13 protein-coding genes and 1 rRNA gene are annotated in these 18052 nt (G+C 70.4%); 4 read left to right on the top strand and 10 right to left on the bottom strand.

Annotation, left to right across the window (positions count from 1 at the left end):
• Positions 1 to 179: 179 nt before the first annotated feature.
• The 3 genes from M8542_RS47615 to M8542_RS47605 form a co-directional block, all read right to left on the bottom strand.
• Entirely contained in the window at positions 180 to 1187 is a 1008-nt protein-coding gene (locus M8542_RS47615) for a LacI family DNA-binding transcriptional regulator (RefSeq protein WP_257927049.1), read from the bottom strand.
• A gap of 77 nt (positions 1188 to 1264) precedes the next feature.
• Positions 1265 to 3439: a discoidin domain-containing protein gene (locus tag M8542_RS47610; RefSeq protein ID WP_257927048.1), complete on the bottom strand. Its 2175-nt coding sequence runs from the start codon at positions 3437 to 3439 to the stop codon at positions 1265 to 1267.
• Positions 3440 to 3451: 12 nt separating this feature from the next.
• Positions 3452 to 5698: a discoidin domain-containing protein gene (locus tag M8542_RS47605; RefSeq protein ID WP_257927047.1), complete on the bottom strand. Its 2247-nt coding sequence runs from the start codon at positions 5696 to 5698 to the stop codon at positions 3452 to 3454.
• A gap of 198 nt (positions 5699 to 5896) precedes the next feature.
• Here M8542_RS47605 and M8542_RS47600 point away from each other — a divergent pair, with 198 nt between their 5' ends.
• Together M8542_RS47600 and M8542_RS47595 are read left to right on the top strand one after the other, a co-directional pair.
• Entirely contained in the window at positions 5897 to 6679 is a 783-nt protein-coding gene (locus M8542_RS47600; protein ID WP_257927046.1) for a class I SAM-dependent methyltransferase, read from the top strand.
• Positions 6676 to 7599 carry an alpha/beta hydrolase fold domain-containing protein gene (locus M8542_RS47595; RefSeq protein WP_257927045.1) on the top strand — a complete coding sequence of 308 codons (924 nt, stop codon included), beginning with the start codon at positions 6676 to 6678 and terminating at the stop codon, positions 7597 to 7599. The genes M8542_RS47600 and M8542_RS47595 overlap by 4 nt, the downstream gene beginning before the upstream one ends.
• On the opposite strand, the gene M8542_RS47590 is transcribed toward M8542_RS47595, so the two are convergent.
• From M8542_RS47590 to M8542_RS47570, 5 genes are all read right to left on the bottom strand, one after another.
• Positions 7585 to 9321, bottom strand: coding sequence for a choline/carnitine O-acyltransferase (locus tag M8542_RS47590; protein WP_257927044.1), 1737 nt, complete (start codon positions 9319 to 9321; stop codon positions 7585 to 7587). The two genes, M8542_RS47595 and M8542_RS47590, sit on opposite strands and share 15 nt — an antisense overlap.
• The gene (locus M8542_RS47585) at positions 9318 to 10139 is read right to left on the bottom strand and encodes a class I SAM-dependent methyltransferase (RefSeq protein ID WP_257927043.1); all 822 of its coding nucleotides are present in this window, start codon (positions 10137 to 10139) and stop codon (positions 9318 to 9320) included. The genes M8542_RS47590 and M8542_RS47585 overlap by 4 nt, the downstream gene beginning before the upstream one ends.
• 16 nt (positions 10140 to 10155) lie before the next feature.
• Entirely contained in the window at positions 10156 to 11013 is an 858-nt protein-coding gene (locus tag M8542_RS47580; protein ID WP_257927042.1) for a HalD/BesD family halogenase, read from the bottom strand.
• Positions 11014 to 11101: 88 nt separating this feature from the next.
• Positions 11102 to 11629 carry a DUF4232 domain-containing protein gene (locus M8542_RS47575; protein ID WP_257927041.1) on the bottom strand — a complete coding sequence of 176 codons (528 nt, stop codon included), beginning with the start codon at positions 11627 to 11629 and terminating at the stop codon, positions 11102 to 11104.
• Positions 11630 to 11674: 45 nt separating this feature from the next.
• Positions 11675 to 14272, bottom strand: a complete 2598-nt coding sequence (locus M8542_RS47570; RefSeq protein ID WP_257927040.1) for a bifunctional FO biosynthesis protein CofGH — start codon at positions 14270 to 14272, stop codon at positions 11675 to 11677.
• 144 nt (positions 14273 to 14416) lie between these two features.
• Here M8542_RS47570 and M8542_RS47565 point away from each other — a divergent pair, with 144 nt between their 5' ends.
• Positions 14417 to 15961: an IS1634 family transposase gene (locus M8542_RS47565; protein ID WP_443643439.1), complete on the top strand. Its 1545-nt coding sequence runs from the start codon at positions 14417 to 14419 to the stop codon at positions 15959 to 15961.
• Here the strand turns inward: M8542_RS47565 and M8542_RS47560 are convergent.
• Together M8542_RS47560 and M8542_RS47555 are read right to left on the bottom strand one after the other, a co-directional pair.
• Positions 15946 to 16704 carry an SDR family oxidoreductase gene (locus tag M8542_RS47560; RefSeq protein WP_257927039.1) on the bottom strand — a complete coding sequence of 253 codons (759 nt, stop codon included), beginning with the start codon at positions 16702 to 16704 and terminating at the stop codon, positions 15946 to 15948. The genes M8542_RS47565 and M8542_RS47560 overlap by 16 nt on opposite strands.
• Positions 16701 to 17489, bottom strand: coding sequence for an alpha/beta fold hydrolase (locus M8542_RS47555; RefSeq protein ID WP_257927038.1), 789 nt, complete (start codon positions 17487 to 17489; stop codon positions 16701 to 16703). The genes M8542_RS47560 and M8542_RS47555 overlap by 4 nt, the downstream gene beginning before the upstream one ends.
• Positions 17490 to 17942: 453 nt before the next feature.
• On the opposite strand from M8542_RS47555, the gene M8542_RS47550 reads away from it, so the two are divergent.
• Positions 17943 to 18052: ribosomal RNA gene (locus M8542_RS47550) — 16S ribosomal RNA — on the top strand; the annotation flags it as partial.

The following is an 18052-nucleotide window of genomic DNA, read 5'->3' as shown; positions in this document are numbered from 1 at the left end:
TGCAAGTTACGAACAGGCTGCGCCCACCCCGGAGCGCCCCAATGTGGCGTTGGGTGCGCTGGACGCACCGAACGCCACATTGGGTGCGATGGATGCGCCGAACGCCACATTGGGGCGCTTGGCTGGGCGCGCAAAAGAGCGCGACGGCCGGTGGGCCGTCGCGCTCGGTGGAGGCGGGGTCAGGGGGTGCGGCGGGCCGTGGAGCCGCGGACCACCAGCTCCGGCGCGAACAGCAGCTCCTCGGCCGCCACCTCGCCGCCGTTGATGCGCTTCACCAGCAGCTCCACCACCGCGCGGCCCATTGCCTCGATCGGCTGGCGCGTGGTCGTCAGCGGCGGGTCCGTGCAGTTCATCAGCGCCGAGTCGTCGTAGCCCACCACCGAGACGTCCTCCGGGACCGAAAGTCCCTGCCGCCGGGCCGCGCGGACCGCGCCCAGTGCCAGCAGGTCGCTCGCGCACAGCACCGCCGTCGCGCCGCGGGGGTAGAGGCGGGCCGCCGCCGCGTGGCCGCCCTCGATCGAGAACATGCCGTGCTCGACCAGCTCGTCCAGCACCGGCAGCCCCAGCTTCGCCGCGTACGACTGGAACGCCGCCAGCTTGCGCTGCGACGGCACGTGGTCCGTCGGCCCCAGCACCAGCCCGATCTTCTCGTGCCCCAGCGAGCTGAGGTGCCCGACGACCTGCTCGACCGCCACCGCGTCGTCGCACGACACCTGCGGCAGGCCGAGGTGGTCGACGGCCGCGTTGATCAGCACCGTCGGCAGCCGCCGCTCGACCAGGTGGTGGTAGTGCGAGTGCACCGCGTCGGCCTGCGCGTACAGCCCGCCGGCGAACACCACGCCCGACACCTGCTGCTGCAGCAGCAGCTCGACGTACTCCGCCTCCGACACCCCGCCCGCGGTCCGCGTGCACAGCACCGGGGTGAACCCCTGCTGCGCGAGCGCGTTGCCCATGATTTCGGCCAGCGCGGGGAAAATGGGGTTCTGCAGCTCCGGCAGCACCAGCCCGACCAGGCGGGCCCGCTCGCCGCGCAGCTGGGTCGGGCGTTCGTAGCCCATCACGTCCAGCGCGGTGAGCACGGCGGCACGGGTGCTGGCGGACACCCCGGACCGGCCGTTGAGCACCCGGCTGACCGTGGCTTCACTGACCCCGACCTGGCGGGCGACTTCGGCAAGACGACGCGTCATAGGTGAAACTTTACAGCAACCGGGCGCAAAAGTAAGACAAGCCCGTACCGGTGTCACCACCGGTACGGGCCGTCAGGTTACGCAGCCGCCACCTCGAACTCGGACACCTGACCCGCGGGCCAGCCGGTGTTGCCGGTGAACGTCAGCCGCACGAAACGCTGGGACGTCGCCGCGAAAGAAGCCGACGCCGTGTTGCCGGAAGCCGGGTCGAACGCGTAGCCGCGCGAACCCACCAACGTCGTGTACGCCCCGCCGTCCGTGCTGCCGGAGATCGTCACCGTCTGCGTGCGCGCGCCCCAAGCCGACGACGGCGGCAGCCGCAACGTCACCTTGTTGATCGACGCCGCCGCGCCCAGGTCCACCGTCAGCGTCTGCGGGAACGCGTTGTTCGCGCTCTCCCAGTACGTGTTCGCGTCCCCGTCGACCGCGTTCGACGGCGGGAACCCACCGACCGACGCCGACGCGCTGATCGCCTTGCCGCGGGCGATGTTCGTGCCCGACTGGGGCGGCTGGGGCGGTCCCGAGTTCGGCGCCGGCCACGTCGAGCAGTCGCTCCACGTCCCGGTCCAGCCGCTGTTGCCCGACCCGCCGAACGTCATGCGGGGGATCGACGCCGGGTACGGGCAGTTGTACGTCCCGGTCACGCCGACCCCGGACGCGGTCAGGTTGCTGATCGACACCGACCCCTGTGTCTGCGACTGCGCCACGAACGTGCCGGCGCCCTGCACCGAAACGCCGTCGATCGTGATGCCCTGGATCTGCTTGCCCGCGCCGTTGCCGTCGATGAACTGGATGGCCTCGTACGGGCTCTGGATCGCGGTGAACCCGGTCACCCGGATCGTCACGCCGGTGATCGCCTGGTCGCGCGCGTCGAACCACAGCGCGCCGACGCCGAACTTCCAGTTCGGGTCGAGCGCCCCGGCCCGCAGCGCGGTGTTGTTCGACAGCGTGACCGTGCCGGACAGCGGCACCGAGTTGAACCGGTTCGCCACCAGGTACCCGCCGCCGAGCGCGTTGGTGTCCTGCACCAGGTTGCCGCTCACCGTGTTGTTCGACCCGCCGTACAACGCGATGCCGTTGGCCAGGTTCGGCTGCACGACGGTGTTGTTCACCAGCGAGTTGCCCGAGTCGGCCTGGCCGTTGGACCACAGCGCGAGCCCGTCGTCGCCATTGTTGCGCAAGTAGTTGTTGCGCAGTGTCGAATTGGTTACCGCGCCGTCGAAGTTCACGCCGTCGGCCTGGGTGTCGAGGATGCGGTTGTTCTCGATCGTCAGGTTCGACGACGCGCCGTTCATCAGCCACAGCCCGCACTTCGTGTCCTGGATCCACAAACCGCTGACGACCGAGCCGTTGCCGAGCACGCCGTGGAACGCGTTGTCCGGGCTGCCGTCGTTCCGCTCGGTCACGTCACCGAACACCGCGAAGTCGTACAGCTTGATGTTCCCGGACGCGCTGCCGTTGTTGAAGATGTTGTTGCCGTGCAACACGGTGTACCACTGACCCGCGCCGCGCACTGTGGTCTGGTCGATCTGCAGTGCCGATCCGATTTCGAACCGCCCGGACGGCACCCAGACCTCGCGACCCTGCGATCGTGCCGCCGAAAGCGCGTTGCGGAACGCCTGCGAGTCGTCGGACGAGTCGTTCGCCGTGGCGCCGTAGTCGGTCACCGACAACGCGGCCGCGGGCTTCGAGCCCGCGCCACCGACCTGCTCGAAGTCGGCGAGGTCGATGGTCGCCTGCCCGACGTCACCGGAGTCGGCCGAGACCCGGACCTTGGCGCCCGCCGAAGCGTTCTGGCCGAACAGCACCCGGGCGTCGTCGAAGAAGTGGTGCGTCTTGGAGCCGGTGATGAAGCCGGTGTCCACGTAGGTGTACCGGGACGTCACGGGCAGCGCGAGCTTGGACCCGTTGACCGTCACCGAAAGCCGGCCCGAGGATCCGTCGGGCAGGTTGTAGTGGACGTTGATCGAGTTGGCCGCCGCGGGGAGCGTGAACTCGACGTACTGACCGGTCGTGATCTTCACGGCCTGCCGCCCGGACGCCTCGGAAGCGATGCTGCCCTGGGTGTAGTCGGGGCCGACGGCCGAGCCGTTCGTCGCCGAGCACTCGGCCTCGACGGTCCGGAACGGCACGCTCGCGCCGCCGGACGCCGTGGTCGGGCAAGACGCGGCCGCGGCCGGAGTGCTGCCGGCCAGCACCGTCAGGCCGGACGCGGCGAGCGCGACGGCGAGCAAAGCGGGAATGCGGGACATCGTCAGCACCTCTCAGGACGAATAGGCTTCGAGTTCGGACAGCTGCCCGGCGGGCCAGCCCGTGTTCCCGGTGAAGGTCAGGCGCAGGGTGCGCGTCGAGGTCGCCGGGAACGTGATGGTCGCGGTGTTCCCGGTCGCCGGGTTGAACGTGTAGCCGGCGGCCGCCTTGACGCCGTCGACCGCGATCGTCTGGGTGCGGGTGCCCCACGCCGAGGACGGCGGCAGCTTCAGCACCAGCCGCGACACGGAAACCGTGCTGCCGAAGTCGACGGTCAGCGACTGCGGGAACGCGTTGTTCGCGCTCTCCCAGTAGGAGTTCGCGTCGCCGTCGACGGCATTCGAAGCGGGGAAGCCGCCCTGCGAACCGGACGCCGTGACGCTCTTGTGCAGCGCGAGGTTCCCGGCCGGCTGGGTCGGAGTGGTGGTCGGCGGCGGAGTGGTCGTCGTGCCGCCGTTGTCGGAGCCGTACACCGGCGTCGGCCACGAGCCGCAGAACGTCGTCGTCCAGCCGGAGTTGCCGCCCTGATCGGCCAGGCCCGCCATGGCGTCCGGGCCCATGCAGTTGTAGACGCCCGCGCGTCCGACGCCGGTCGCGACGACGTTCTTCACCGACCCCGTCGGCTTGGCCTGGATCTGCCACGCGAACGTGCCCGCGCCGGTGATCCGGACGTTCGTGAAGTGCACGTCGGTCGTGGCGCTGTCGATGAACTGGATCGCCTCGTAGTTGTTGTCCTGCAGGTCGAGGTCGGTGACGTCGACGCGGCCGGTGATCGCCGAGTCGCGGCCGTCGAACCACAGGGCGCCGACGCCGAACTGCCAGTTCGAGTCGAGCACGCCGGTGCGGATCGCGGTGTTGCGCGCGACGGTCGTCGTCCCGGACAGGGGCACCGCGCTGAACCGGTTGGCGATGTGGATACCGCCGCCCTGGTCCTGGTTGTCGGCCACGACGTTGTCGGACACCGTGTTGTCGTGCCCGCCGTAGATCGCGATGTTGTTGGCGAGGATCGGCAGCAGCACGGTGTTGAAGGAGAACGTGTTGTGGTGGTCGGCGTCGTGCTCGGACCACATCGCCAGGCCGTCGTCGCCGGTGTTGCGCAGGAAGTTGTTCGTCACCGTGACGTTGCTGATGCCCTGGTGCAGGTTCAGCCCGTCGGCGGTCTGGTCGAGGATCCGGTTGCCGGACACGGTGAGCCCGTCGAACGGCCCGTCGAGCCACAGCCCGACCTTCGTGTGCTGCAGCCACAGGTTCTGCACGACCGAGCCGCCGCCCAGCGCGCCGCCGATGGCGTTGGACTGGTCGCAGTCGACGCGGGCGTCGACCTGGCCGATGATCGCGAAGTCGTAGAGCTTCACCGCGCTGCTCGTGCCCGGCACCGCGGCGTTGCCGGGGTAGGTCGACGTCCCGCAGCTCGCCGGTTCCCCCTTGCCGAAGATCCCGGCGCGCGGGCCGGTCAGCACCGAGTACCACGGGCCCGCGCCGCGGATCGTCACCTGGTCGACGGTGATGTGGTGCCCGAGGGTGAAGGTCCCGGACGGGATCCAGACCTCCTTGCCCTGACTGCGAGCCGCCGCGACGGCCGAGTCGAACGCGGCAGCGTCGTCGCTCGTGTCACCGGCGGTGGCGCCGTAGTCGGTGACGGAGACGGAGTTCGCCGGTCGCGCGTTCGCCGCGCCGACCTGCTCGAAGTCGGCGAGGTCGATGGTGGCGGGGGTGACGTCGCCCGCGTCGACCTGCAGCTTGATCTTGGTGCCGGCCGGGTACGACGTGCCGAGCAGCGCGCGGGTCTCGTCGTAGAAGTGGTGCGCGTGACCGTCGCCGGGGTTGTTCGTGAACGGGTAAGAGCCGTAGTACCAGGCCCACTTCGACGTCAGCGCGATATCCCGGTTGTGGGTACCGCCGACGTAGAGCGAGATCGTCCCGTTAGTGGAATCCGGGAGGCTGTAGCGGAAGTCGATCGAGTTCGCCGGTGCGGTGAGGGTGAACTCGACGTACTGGCCTTGGCCGGACAGCGTCACCGCCTTCCGGCCGGACGCTTCGCCGGCGAGCGTGCCGGCGGCGCGGTTCGGGCCGATGACCGAGCCGTTGGTCGCGGCGGTTTCCGCTTCCTGCTCGACAAAAGGCACGCTCGCGCCGCGGCCGGCCGCGAGGGCCGAACTGCCGGCGGGAGCGGCGGCGATCGTGATTCCGGCCGCGGCGAGCACGGCGGCTAACGCCCCGAAGCAGATTCTGGGCGCACTGAAGACAGAGCTGGGGGACATGGGCAGCACTGGCCTTTCCGCAGCTGGTGGGGACCTCTGTGACCCGGATCATACGAATCCTGAACAAGAATCCGCAATAGTTGGACTAACTTACGCAAGTTTGCGACAGGAATTGACGACTGCGCCGGATGCCCGACGTCCGCTTACACCCGCCGGAGCAACGGTCTCCACGACGGTCCGCGCTGATAGTTTTCTGCCATGAGCCAGCGACGTGCGGACGGCAGCGCCGGGGACGCGGACTACGGCGCGATCGGCGGGGTCTACACCGACTACCGCAAGCCGGATCCCCGGATCGGCCAGTACATCCTCGACGCGCTGGGGGACGCGCGGACCGTGCTGAACGTCGGCGCGGGCGCCGGTTCCTACGAGCCGGCCGACCGCGAGGTGACCGCGGTGGAGCCGTCGGCGTCGATGCGGGCGCAGCGCCCGGCCGACCTCCCGCCGGCGGTCGACGCGGTCGCGGAGAAGCTGCCGTTCCCGGACCGGGCGTTCGAGGGCGCGATGAGCACGTTCAGCGTCCACCAGTGGAGCGACCTCTGGCTGGGGCTGAAGGAACTGCGCAGGGTCACCCGCGGCCCGATCGCCGTTCTGACCTGCGACCCCGCGCTGCTGCGCCGGTTCTGGCTGCTCGACTACGCCCCCGAGGTGATCGAGACCGAAGCCCGGCGCTACCCGTCGGTCGACGACATCGCCGACGGCCTCGGCGGCCACACTTCGGTGGTGCCCGTGCCGATCCCGATCGACTGCACCGACGGCTTCAACGAGGCGTACTACGCGCGCCCGGAACGCCTGCTCGACCCGGGCGCGCGGCTGTCGTGCTCGGCGTGGAGCTTCGTCGACGACCGCGTGCACCACCGCTTCGCCGCCGAGCTGCAGCACGACCTCGACGACGGCACGTGGGACCGCCGCTACGGCAAGCTCCGCGAGCAGGAGACGTTCGAAGGTTCGCTGGTGCTCGTCGTCTCGGAGCCGGAAGGATGACGCCCCCGCCGTTCGATCGCGAGCTCGCGGACGTCCTCGAAACACTGCGAGCCCTTCGCCCGCTGCTGGCCACGCTCGACGACATCCCGGCGCGGCGCGAGCTGAACGCCGCCGAGCACCGGACCGTCGAAGAGCTGGCCGCTGCCTACCCGGTATACAAAGTCGCCGAAGAATACGCCGGACACGTCCCGCTGCTGGTCATGCGCCCGGAGGAGAGCGCGGGCGTCCTCTACTACGTCCACGGCGGCGGCACGATCGTCGGCAGCCACCTCGGCGGGGACGTGCCGAACCTGCTGGCCTGGGCGGGCGAGCTGAACCTGACGATCGTCTCGCCCGGCTACCGGCTCGCGCCCGAGCACCCGTACCCGGCGCCGGTCGAGGACTGCTACGACGGTCTCTTGTGGACGGTCGAGCACGTCGCCGGCCCGCTCGTGGTCGGCGGCGTCAGCGCCGGTGGCGGCCTGGCCGCGGGCACGACGCTGCTGGCCCGCGACCGCGGCGGCCCGGCCATCGCGGGCCAGCTGCTGCTGTGCCCGATGCTCGACGACCGCAACGACTCGCCGTCGGCGATCGACCTCGACGGCCTGGGTCTGTGGGACCGCACGGCGAACAATGTCGGCTGGATCGCGTACCTCGGCGACCGCCGCGGCACCGAAGACGTCCCGGCCTACGCGGCCGCGGCTCGCGCCACGGACCTGGCCGGGCTGCCGCCGACCTTCCTGGACGTCGGCACGGCCGAGACGTTCCGCGACGAGGTCGTCGCCTACGCGAGCCGGCTCTGGCGGGCCGGCGGTGACGCGGAGCTGCACGTGTGGCCGGGTGGCTTCCACGGGGCGGACTCGCTGGTGCCCGAAGCGGCGATCAGCCGGGCGGCGCGGGCCGCCCGGCTGACGTGGTTGCGCCGGCTACTCGGCCAGTAGCTCCTGCAGCTCCCGCACTGCGACGGCGAGCTCGTCGGCGAAGCGGTGCATCTCGGCCGACACGTGCTTCGGCGTGCTGAGGTAGATGTTCCAGCGGTCCGGCAGCAGCACGTACGCGACGCCGATGCACTGCGGGCTCGTCGAGCCGAAGCCGAAGTACTGGATGTTGACCGACGGTGCCGAGCTGGTGCTCAGGTAGTCGTTCCGCGTCTTCAGCCAGCCCGGCGAGGTGAAGAACGCCGGGACCTCGGTGTCACCGCGACGTTTCCCGATCAGCTGCAGCTCCCACAGGTGCTGCTCGGGCGCGTCCCCGGCCTGGCACTCCTTCGCCCGCGCGACGTGCTTCGCCGCCGCCGCGCGGAACGCTTCCCGCTTCTGGTCGGCCGAAGCGTCGGAAGTCATGACGTCGGCGAAGCGGACGACCTCGGGCGTCACGACGCGCATCGCCTCGGTGCGGCCGTTCCGGAACTGCCGGGTGGCGATCGACTCGTACGTCGCGCCGGTGAGGCCCTTCGCCCGGCGGTGCGCCAGCTGGTATGACATCTGCGCGAAGGCGTCTGGGGACATCCCCAGCTCCTTCGCGCGGTTCGCGCCGAAATCGAACGACACCGCCTGCGTCGCCGTCGCGTCCGCGTAGGCCCGGAAGGCCGCTCCGGCCGCGCGCGCGTCTTCGCGCAGGGCGTCGGTCAGCGTGAACTCGACGACCTCGTGACCGGGGACGCCTTCCGCGGGCTCCCGCGAAGCCCGCGAACCGCTCAGCAGCGCGTCGGTGAAGCCGAGGATCGTGGTGCCGTCGAGCTCGCAGTGCTCGACGTTGATCCCCGCGGTGCCGTCCTCGAACACGACGAGCGAGACGGCCTTGTCGTACCAGCGGTTGTCCCCGTGCAGCAGCCGGTCACCGGCTTCGAGGGCGTCCGACGGCGTGAAGTCGTCCAGGCACACGCAGAACAGCGCGGTCTCGATGGTCTCCAGGGCTTCCGCGTTGCCGGCTTCGAGCAACGAGGCACGCGACGCAGCCCATTCCGGGCGGGCCTTCGTCGTGAAGTACCCGGCGGGGACTTCGGCGCCGTGGTCGTCCTTGAGGATCGCGTGCAGCCCGTCCGCGAGCTGCGCCGGCGAGTACGGGCGCCCGTCCTCGGCGAGGACGTCCATCCGGAACGGCGTGCCCTTCGAGAACACGACGATGTGCCGCTCGGGCGACGGGAACCGCGTGCGCACGGTGTCGAGCAGCTCGCCCGGGATGCGCGTCGCCGAGAACAGGTACTGGTGCTGCACCATCGACTGCGGCGTGCCCCGCAGCAGCACCGGCGGCACCAGCTGCTCGTCGAGCTTGAGCTTGTAGTCCACAGCGGACGCGGTCAGCTCGGCCGCGCGCTCCACCTGGCCGAGCGGGGAGTCCTGGAACAGGAAGAAGAAGTTGGCGTTGAGCGCGATCCGGTCGCGGCGGCCGAGGTAGCGGTACGGCCAGAACGTGTCGAGCCAGGACCGCACGCCGGGCGAGCGGTCGTACTCCTCGAGCGCCGCCTGCAGCTCGGGCCCGGCGCCGGCCAGGAACTCCGCGAGCGCCGCTTCGGTCTCCGCCAGCTCGTCCGGCGTCAGCAGCGGCGCGCACCATTCGAGGAAGCGGCGGCGGCTGTCCTCCAGCGTGGGGACGGGGACGCGGGGGAGCCGGTCCTCGTTGCCGAAGGTGCGGGTGGACCATTCCGGACTGCTCACGGTCATCCTTCTTCGTCGAAGTTTTCCAGCGCGGCCGCGAGCGCGTCCGCGCGTTCGGGTCGGGAAACGAACAACTGGGCGTAGAGCCAGCCGTCGGACTCCACGCCGGCCGGGTCGACGCCGACGCTGTCCAGGGTGTCGAGGATCTGGGTCCGCTCCGCTTCGGAGGCGAACCGCCGCTGCCGGAACACCCCCGGCACCTGAGCGGTTTCGTAGCCCAGCTCCGCCAGGCTGTCCGCGACCGGCTCGTAGGAGAACATCCGCAGCACGAAGTGCGCCATCCACGGCCGCGCGCCGCGGGCGATCCGGGTCAGCGTCTTCTCGGTGACGTACCCGACGCAGCCGGTCGAGATCACGAGGTCGACGTCGTCGAGCAGCTTCTGCTGGGCCGCGTCGGGGTCGTCGCGCTCGAAGTCGGCGTGGATTGAGCCGTCGAGGAAGCCGGCCGATACCGCGTACTCGAGTGCCGGCGCCGACGCGTCCAAGCCGTAGAACGGGAGATCGTCGACGTGGGCGCGCGCCCGGTCCGCCTCGACCAGCGCCGCATGGTCCAGGGCGAGCACGGCCGGGTCGGTGTAGTGCGCGTAGAGGTCGTCCATCGTGGCGTCGCAGCGCCGGAGCGCGGAGCTGACGCCGTAGGAGCACCCGACGTCGAGCACGGTCGGGCGCTCGGCGGGGTGTTCGTCGATCAGCTTGGCGAAGTACGGCTTCGCCAGCTCGGGGATGTGGTAGTCCACGCGGCGCAGCGTGCCGAAGAACGGCCGCGGGTCGGGCGCGGTGTAGATGTCGTCGAACGAGATCTTGCCGGTCGAGTCGAAAGGCACAGGCCAGGCTCCTGATCTAGTCGAGCAGCTCGTCGCCGCGGGCGGAGCGGCCCGCAAGGTGGGCGGGGAGAACCCGGCCGAAAAGCTGCCTGGTCCGCTCCGCGCTGCCGATGACCCCCGGACGCTCGCTGTAGGCGAAGATCGCGGAATGCCGCGCGATCTCGCCCTTCACCGTACTGACCCGGTGCAAGGCGAAGCGGCCCTTGAACAGCTGGAGATCACCCGGACGGAGGCCGAGCCGCCGCACCGGAGCGGTGTTTTCGCCGGTCAGGACGCCGCGAACGGCGGGAAAGTGCTCATCGGTGGCGGTCCGGATGTTCGGGCAGTACTCGAAGGTCCCACCCGCGTCGGCGGCCTGGGTCAGCATGCTGACGGTGTGGGTGTTGGTGTCGAAGTGCCACGGGTGCGCCCGGCCGGGCGCGATGACGTTGAGCGTCAGCCCGGACAGCGGATCGGCGAGCTCGTGCAGTTCCGGCAGGCCGAAGCAGTCCGCGACGAACCGCTGGAACACCGGGCTGGTGTAGAGCCGGCTGATGAGCGACGACGCGGGGATGCGGTCACGCGCCACGAAGGCGTTGCCGCGCTCCATGATCAGCCGGCCAGGGTGGTCTTCGGGCAGCGGCTCGCCGATCGCGGTGTTGTAGGCGTTGACCTGCTCGATCTTGGTGTGGGCGTGGGCTTCGAGCGCGGCGCACTCGGCGCGCAGGAGGTCGTGCAGCTCGGGGCGGACGAAGTCGGCGAGGACGCTGCAGCCGACGTCGGCGAGATCGGCCCGGGTGCGGTCCACGGTGTCGCGCCAGGCGGGACTGTCCGGTTCGGTGAGCGGGTAGCGGTCGGTGTCGACCATTTCCAGGGGGGCCACGGAGGTGCTCATCGAAAGTCCCTTCCGGCGGGTGAAGGAACAGAGTTAGCACAGACCCCGGTTGGTCAACCGGCGGTTTGTGAGCGGTGACACAGGGTTGTCAATGGCCGATCTCGGTGGCCCACGCGCTGAGCTTGACGGTGTCCGTGGTGCCGAGGTCGGTCTCCAGCGGCTGCTCCTGCGCGGCTTCGCCGGGGATCGAGACGACCGAGATCGCCGCGCCGGTGTGCGGGTCGCCGCTGGTCACGGTCGCCGACCAGGCGAGCACGGACAGGGCTTTCTGACCGGGTTGGAGCGTCAGGTCCTGCGGGCCCGGGTCGGGTGCGAAGTAGGACGTCTCGTGCAGCACCTTGACGTCGAGTGGTGATCCGTCGCCCGCCAGGACCTTCACGTCCGGGTAGCCGGTGACCTTGCGCGGCACGCTGTCCAGGTTGGTCAGCGTCAGCACGCTCGCGCGGTGGCCCAGCCCGGCCTCGACCTGGCCGACCGAAAGCGACAGTCCGGTGGCCGGCGGTGGGGTGTGGCTCGGGCTCGGGGGCGGTGTGGGCGTCGGCGCGGGCGGCGGCGGAGTGCCGCAGCCGGCCAGGAACGCGAGAACGAGCAGTGGTGCGAAGCGAGAAACCCCCATGCGGCGCAAGGGTAGCGGGCGCCCCGCGAGGCGCCCGCTACCACCTCACGGAGTCAGCAGCGGCAGCAGCGGCTTGCGCACCGCGGTCGCGACGCCGTCCGAAGCCTCCGCGGCGGCGACGCGCTCGGCCGACGGCCGGCCGTAGCCCGTGGTGCGCTGGACGAGCGGGCGGCCGAGTGGTTCGACCATCTCGCGCATGTCGCTGATCGTCTTGTACGACCCGTTCGACGCGCCCGCCATCCGGCTGATCGTCTCCTCCATCAGCGTGCCGCCGATGTCGTTGACGCCGCCCTGCAGCACCGCGCGGCTGCCCTCGACACCGAGCTTCACCCAGGAGCTCTGGATGTTGTCGATCATGCCGTGCAGCAGGAGCCGCGAGAGTGCGTGCACCGCGCGGTTCTCCCGCACGGTCGCCCCGGCGCGGGCGAGCCCGGCCAGGTAGATCGGTGAGCTCTGGTGGATGAACGGCAGCAGCACGAACTCGCTGAAGCCGCGTCGCCCGTGCTTCTCCAGGCCTTCGCGCTGCAGCCGCGCGAGGAGCTTGAGGTGCGCGACCCAGTGCGCGGGCGTGTCGACGTGGCCGTACATCATCGTGGACGTCGTCGGCAGCCCGACTTCGTGCGCGGTGGTGACGACCTTGATCCACTCCGACGTCGGCAGCTTGCCCTTGGTGAGCACCCAGCGGACGTCGTCGTCGAGGATCTCCGCCGCGGTGCCCGGCAGCGAGTCGACGCCGGCTTCCTTGGCCTTGATCAGCCAGTCCTTCAGCGACAGGTTGGTCCGCGAAGCACCGTTCACGACCTCCATCGGGCTGTAGGAGTGCAGGTGGATCTCCGGCTGCCGCCGCTTGACCTCGGCCGCGAGGTCGAAGTACGCGGTGCCCGGCAGGTCCGGGTGGATGCCGCCCTGCATGCAGATCTCGGTCGCGCCCGCGGCCCACGCCTCGTCGACGCGGTCGCCGACCTGCTCCAGCGAAAGCGTGTACGCGTCGGCGTCGGTGCGACGCTGCGCGAAGGCGCAGAAGCGGCAACCCGTGTAGCAGACGTTGGTGAAGTTGATGTTCCGCGTGACGACGAACGTGATGTCGTCGCCGACGGTCTCGCGCCGCAGGTCGTCGGCGAGCCGCGTGAAGGCGTCCAGTTCCTTGCCGTCGGCGTGCAGCAGCGCCAGCGCGGCGTCGTCGGAGAGCCCGGCCGGGTCCTTTTCCGCGCTGCGCAACGCTTCCAGGATGTCCGTGTCGAACTTCTGCGGCCCGGTCTTGATCCGGTCGCCGATCTCCTTCCAGTCCCCGTACACGGAGTCGAAGTCGCTGCGCCGGTCCTCGGTGCGGCCGGTGGTGTCGATCTCGGTGTGCAGGTCGGTGCGGCCGGACTCCTGCCAGCCGCCGTCCGGCTCCTGCCACGGGATGCCGACCGGCATCGCGCCTTCACGCGCCATCCCGGTGTCGTAGTCGACGAGCGCCGCGACGTGCCGCGTGATCCGCGGGTCCAGCCACGGCTCGCCGGCCTTGACGTACTCCGGGTAGATGGTCAGCCGCTCCTTGAGCTCGAAGCCGGCCTTTTCGGTCCGGCGGGCGAGCTCGTCGATCTGCGGCCAGGCGCGTTCCGGGTTGACGTGGTCCGGGGTCAGCGGCGAGACACCGCCCCAGTCGTCGATACCGGCGCGGATCATCAGGTCGTACTGGGCGCCGATCAGGTTCGGGGGCGCCTGGATGCGCATCTTCGGGCCGAGCACCAGCCGCGCGACGGCGATGTTCGCCGCCAGCTCTTCGAGGTCGGCGTCCGGCGTCGCGCGCATCTTCGTGTCCGGCTTGGCCCGGAAGTTCTGGACGATGACTTCCTGGATGCCGCCGTAGGTCTTGGCGACCTTGCGGATCTCGAACAGCGCGTCGGCGCGCTCCTCGAACGTTTCGCCGATGCCGATGAGGACACCCGTGGTGAACGGGACTGAGCTGCGCCCGGCGTCCTCGAGCACCCGCAGCCGGACCGCGGGGTCCTTGTCCGGTGACCCGTAGTGCGGGCCGCCCTTCTCACTCCACAGCCGGGTCGCGGTGGTCTCGAGCATCATGCCCATCGACGGCGCGACCGGCTTGAGCCGCTGGAAGTCCTGCCAGGACAGCACCCCCGGGTTGAGGTGCGGCAGCAGGCCGGTCTCCTCCAGCACCCGGATCGCCATCGCGCGGACGTAGGACAGCGTGTCGTCGTAGCCGTGCGCGTCCAGCCACTCGCGCGCGGCCTTCCAGCGGTCCTCGGGCCGGTCGCCGAGGGTGAACAGGGCTTCCTTGCAGCCCATCTCCGCGCCCTTGCGGGCGATGTCGAGGACCTCGTCGGGCGAGAGGAACGGCGATTCGAGCCGGCCCGGGACGGTGACGAACGTGCAGTAGCCGCAGCGGTCGCGGCACAGCCGCGTCAGCGGGATGAACACCTTGCGGCTGTAGGTGATGATGCCGGCGCGGCCCGCCTCGGCCAGGCCGGCGTCGCGGATGCGCGACGCGTACTCGGAAAGCTTCCCCAGGTCTTCGCCGCGGGCGTGCAGCAGGACGGCCGCCTCGGCTACGTCGAGTGTTTTCCCGTCACGCGCCCGGGCGAGCGCACGGCGCATCGCGGAGGCGGTCGGGGTGGTGGCGTCGGGTTCGGGTCCCATTCCGCCCACGCTAGGTCCGGCGTCGCGCGAGCAGCCAGTGTGTGTTCCGCACGCGGCCGGGGTTGGACCCGGTCGTGATCGTCGTCGCAGGTCACCGTGCCGACGTGGTTGTCGATCAGCCTGGTGGCGTGTATTACCTAAAGGGTGGCATCGGTGGTCGGCAAGAAGATCGGCGGACGGACGTACTACTACCTGGCGGAGTCCGCCCGGGTCGACGGCAAGCCCCGGGTCGTGACCCAGCGTTACCTCGGGACGGCCGAGGAGATCGCCCGCGCCGTCCCGGGCGGCGAACCAGCGTCGGCTTCGTACCGGACGTACGGGGACGTCGCCGCGGTGTGGGCGACCCTCACCCGGCTGGACTTCGTCCGCCGGGTCGACGAGGTCGTGCGGTCGAAGCCTTCGCTCGGGCTGAGCCTGGCGGTCGCGGTGCTGCACCGCGCGACCGCGCCGGCGACGCCGATCGGGCAGTGGTGGGCGGCGAGCCCGGCCGCGAACCTGGTCCGGCTCTCCACAGTGGACGGTCTGTGGCGGGCGCTGGAACGCCTGACCCCGGCGCGGATCGCGGGCATCGAGGAGACCGTTTCCACCGCCGTCCTCGAGACGCTCGACGACCACGAGGCCCTCGCCGTCGACGTCCCGCAGTTCGCCGTGTTCGCCCCCGCGGACTGCACGCTGCCCTCGGCCTGCCGGGAGGTGCTCGCCGGCGTGGGGCTGCGCGTCACCCGCGACGGCGCCATCCCGCTGGCCTCGCGGCTGTACCGCCGCGACAACGCCCCGACGTTCGCCGCGCTGACCGGCGAGCTGGGCCCGGCCACGCTGGTCTTCCACGCCGGGCAGGCCGCGCAGCTCGACCTCGGTTCCCGCAGCGGGTTCGTCGGCTCGGTGCCGCTGACCGACCACCCGGAGCTGCTGACCCAGCCCGCGTCCGCCCGCAAGCCCGTCGACCCCGAGCGGTTCGCCGGGCTCACCGCGCTGGACACGCACGCGCTGGTCGACGGTGTCCGCCGCCGGGTGGTCCTGACCCACTCGGCGACCCTGCACGCGGCCCAGTCCCGGGCGTTCGCCGACGAGCTGGCCACCACCACCCGCGAGCTGGACGGCCTGGCCGCGGCGCTGGCCGCCGGCACCCACCGCGGCGATCGCGCGCAGGTGCACGCCGAAATCGGCCGGGTGACGCGGGGCCGGCGCATCGAGCGCGTGCTCACCGCCACGCTGAGCGGGAACCGGCCGGGCGGGATCCGGCTGGAACGGCGCGTCGACACCGCGGCCATCGCCCGGCTCGACGACGAGTTCTTCGGCAAGCAGGTGCTGGTCACCGACCGGGACTGGCCGGTCGGCGACGTCGTCACGGCCTACCGGGCCCGCACCCACCTCGAATCGACGTTCCGCTGGCTGACCGGCCCCGCGATCACCGGGCCGGCCCCGCGCTGGGAGTGGACACCGCCGCGGATCGCCGCGCACGGGCTCGTGTCGGTGCTCGCCGCGACCGTCACCCACCTGATGCGGCGCGAGGCCGACCGGGCCGGGATGAACCTGTCCGTGCGCGAGCTGCTCGACCAGCTGGCCGGCGTCGGCGAGCTGGTGCTGCGGTACCCGTCGACCGGCGGGCGGCCGCGGACGAAGCGCCTGCCGACCGAGCGGGACCCGGCGCAGCAGGCGCTGTTCTCGCTGTTTCAGGACTCCCGGTAGATCTGCAGCGCGGAGAAGCTCTGCACCACCGGCATCAGCTCGATGACGTTGATGTTCACGTGCGGCGGCTGGTTCGCGGCCCAGAAGACGGACTCGGCGACGTCGTCGGCGGTCAGCGGCGTGGTGCCCTCGTAGACCTTGTCGGCCTTGCCCTGGTCGCCGTCGAAGCGGACCTTCGAGAAGTCCGTGCCGCCGACCATGCCGGGCTCGACGTTCGTCACCCGGACGCCGGTGCCGTGCAGGTCGCTGCGCAGGTTGAGGCTGAACTGGTGGACGAACGCCTTGGTCGCGCCGTAGACGTTGCCGCCGGGGTAGGGGTAGGTGCCGGCGATCGAGCCGATGTTGATCACGTGGCCGCGGCCGCGCTCGACCATGCCGGGCAGCAGCGCGCGCGTGACGTGCGCGAGGCCGCGGACGTTGGTCGCGATCATCTCGTCCCAGTCTTGGAGGACGGCCTTGTGCGCGGGCTCGAGGCCCTTCGCCAGTCCGGCGTTGTTGACCAGGACGTCCACTTGCCACTCTTCGGGGAGGTTGTGGACGGCGGCCTGGACGGCGTCGGGGTCGCTGACGTCGAGCGTGACGGGCAGGACGGCGTCGCCGAGCTCGCCGGCCAGCTTCTCGAGCTTGTCCGCGCTGCGGGCGACGGCGACGACGCGGGCGCCCTCGGCGACGAACCGGCGCGCGATGGCGTCACCGAAGCCGGCGCTGGCGCCGGTCACGAACACGGTCTGCTGCTGGGTCATGGCGTGGCTCCGCTTTGCGTCAGGAAGGTGTCGAGTGCCTCGTTGAACTCGGTCTCGCGCTCCAGGTTAGGCAGGTGGCCCGCGCCCTCGACGACCACCAGGGTCGAAGCCCCGATCTCCCGGTGGATCCGTTCGGCGTCTCTTACGGGGGTGAACTCGTCCTCGCTGCCGACGACCACCAGGGTGGGGACGTCGATCTTGCGCAGGCCGGGTGTGTAGTCGGGGCGTTCGGCGCGTCCTCGCAGCGCGGCCGCGGCTCCTTCCCGCGGCGCGTCGCGCATCATGCGTCTGACGTGGGCCTCGACGTCCGGCCTGGTCTCGCGCGTCTGTTTCGAGATCATCTTGGGGAGCAGCTCGTCGGCGTAGGCGCTCATGCCCTCCTCGGTGATCCGGTCGGCGGTGTCATAGCGGGCCTGTTTCGCGTCCGGGGTGTCGAGGCAGGGGAAGGTGTCGGCGAGGAGGACGGCTTCGGCGCGGTCCGGGTGGGCCTCGAGCAGCTGCATGACGATCTGGCCGCCCATGGAGAGGCCGCCCAGGACGAACCTCGCGAGGCCGAGGTGGTCGGCGAGGTCGACGAGGTCGTCCGCGAAGACGTCGAGGGTGGTCTTGGTTCCGCTGCCCGGGGAGTCGCCGAAGCCGCGGAGGTCGGGGGTGATGACGCGGTGGCCGCGCTCGGCGAGGTACTCGGCTTGGGGACGCCACATGGAGCGGTCGAAGGGGTGGCCGTGGACGAGGAGGACCGGCCGGCCGTGCTTCGGGCCGAGGTCGTCGTGGGCGAGTGTCATGCGGCCGACGCTAGGCGGAGCTTTGGCGCGGTGCAATACGGTGCAATGTACTCGGAGCAATGTTTTCCCGGACGCTTCCTCTGGCGCTCCGGGGCCGGCGGGTGCAGACTGGGTCGCGGACGGGCTTCGTCACGGGGTCTGACCTGCGCTGATCTTGTTAAGGGACCCCCCTGTTTCGGGCCCTTTCCGGGCATGTAAAGTTCTCCAAGTCGCCAGGGAAACCGAGCGGCGGGGACACGAACCAAGCTCTCGCTCACCGCGATTGAGTGGGTGTCCCACACAAACTGCTAGAAATAACTCGCTTCGAGTAAGGCCGCTGGACGGCGGTGCGACTCGGGGTGTGTTGCTTGAGAACTCAACAGTGTGCTAGTGAACTAAGCCAGTAGAGCTTATGTATTGAACCTCGTATGAGGTTCCTTTGAGAGCATTAAATTGCCTCGATTAAACTGTTCATTGTTGGAGAGTTTGATCCTGGCTCAGGACGAACGCTGGCGGCGTGCTTAACACATGCAAGTCGAACGCTGAACCGGTTTCGGCCGGGGATGAGTGGCGAACGGGTGAGT

Origin of the sequence: Amycolatopsis iheyensis (genome assembly GCF_024703995.1) — a bacterium.
Taxonomy (GTDB): Bacteria; Actinomycetota; Actinomycetes; order Mycobacteriales; family Pseudonocardiaceae; genus Amycolatopsis; species Amycolatopsis iheyensis.
Note: the sequence above shows the minus strand (reverse complement) of the source record. Positions and strands in the feature narration are given on the sequence as shown.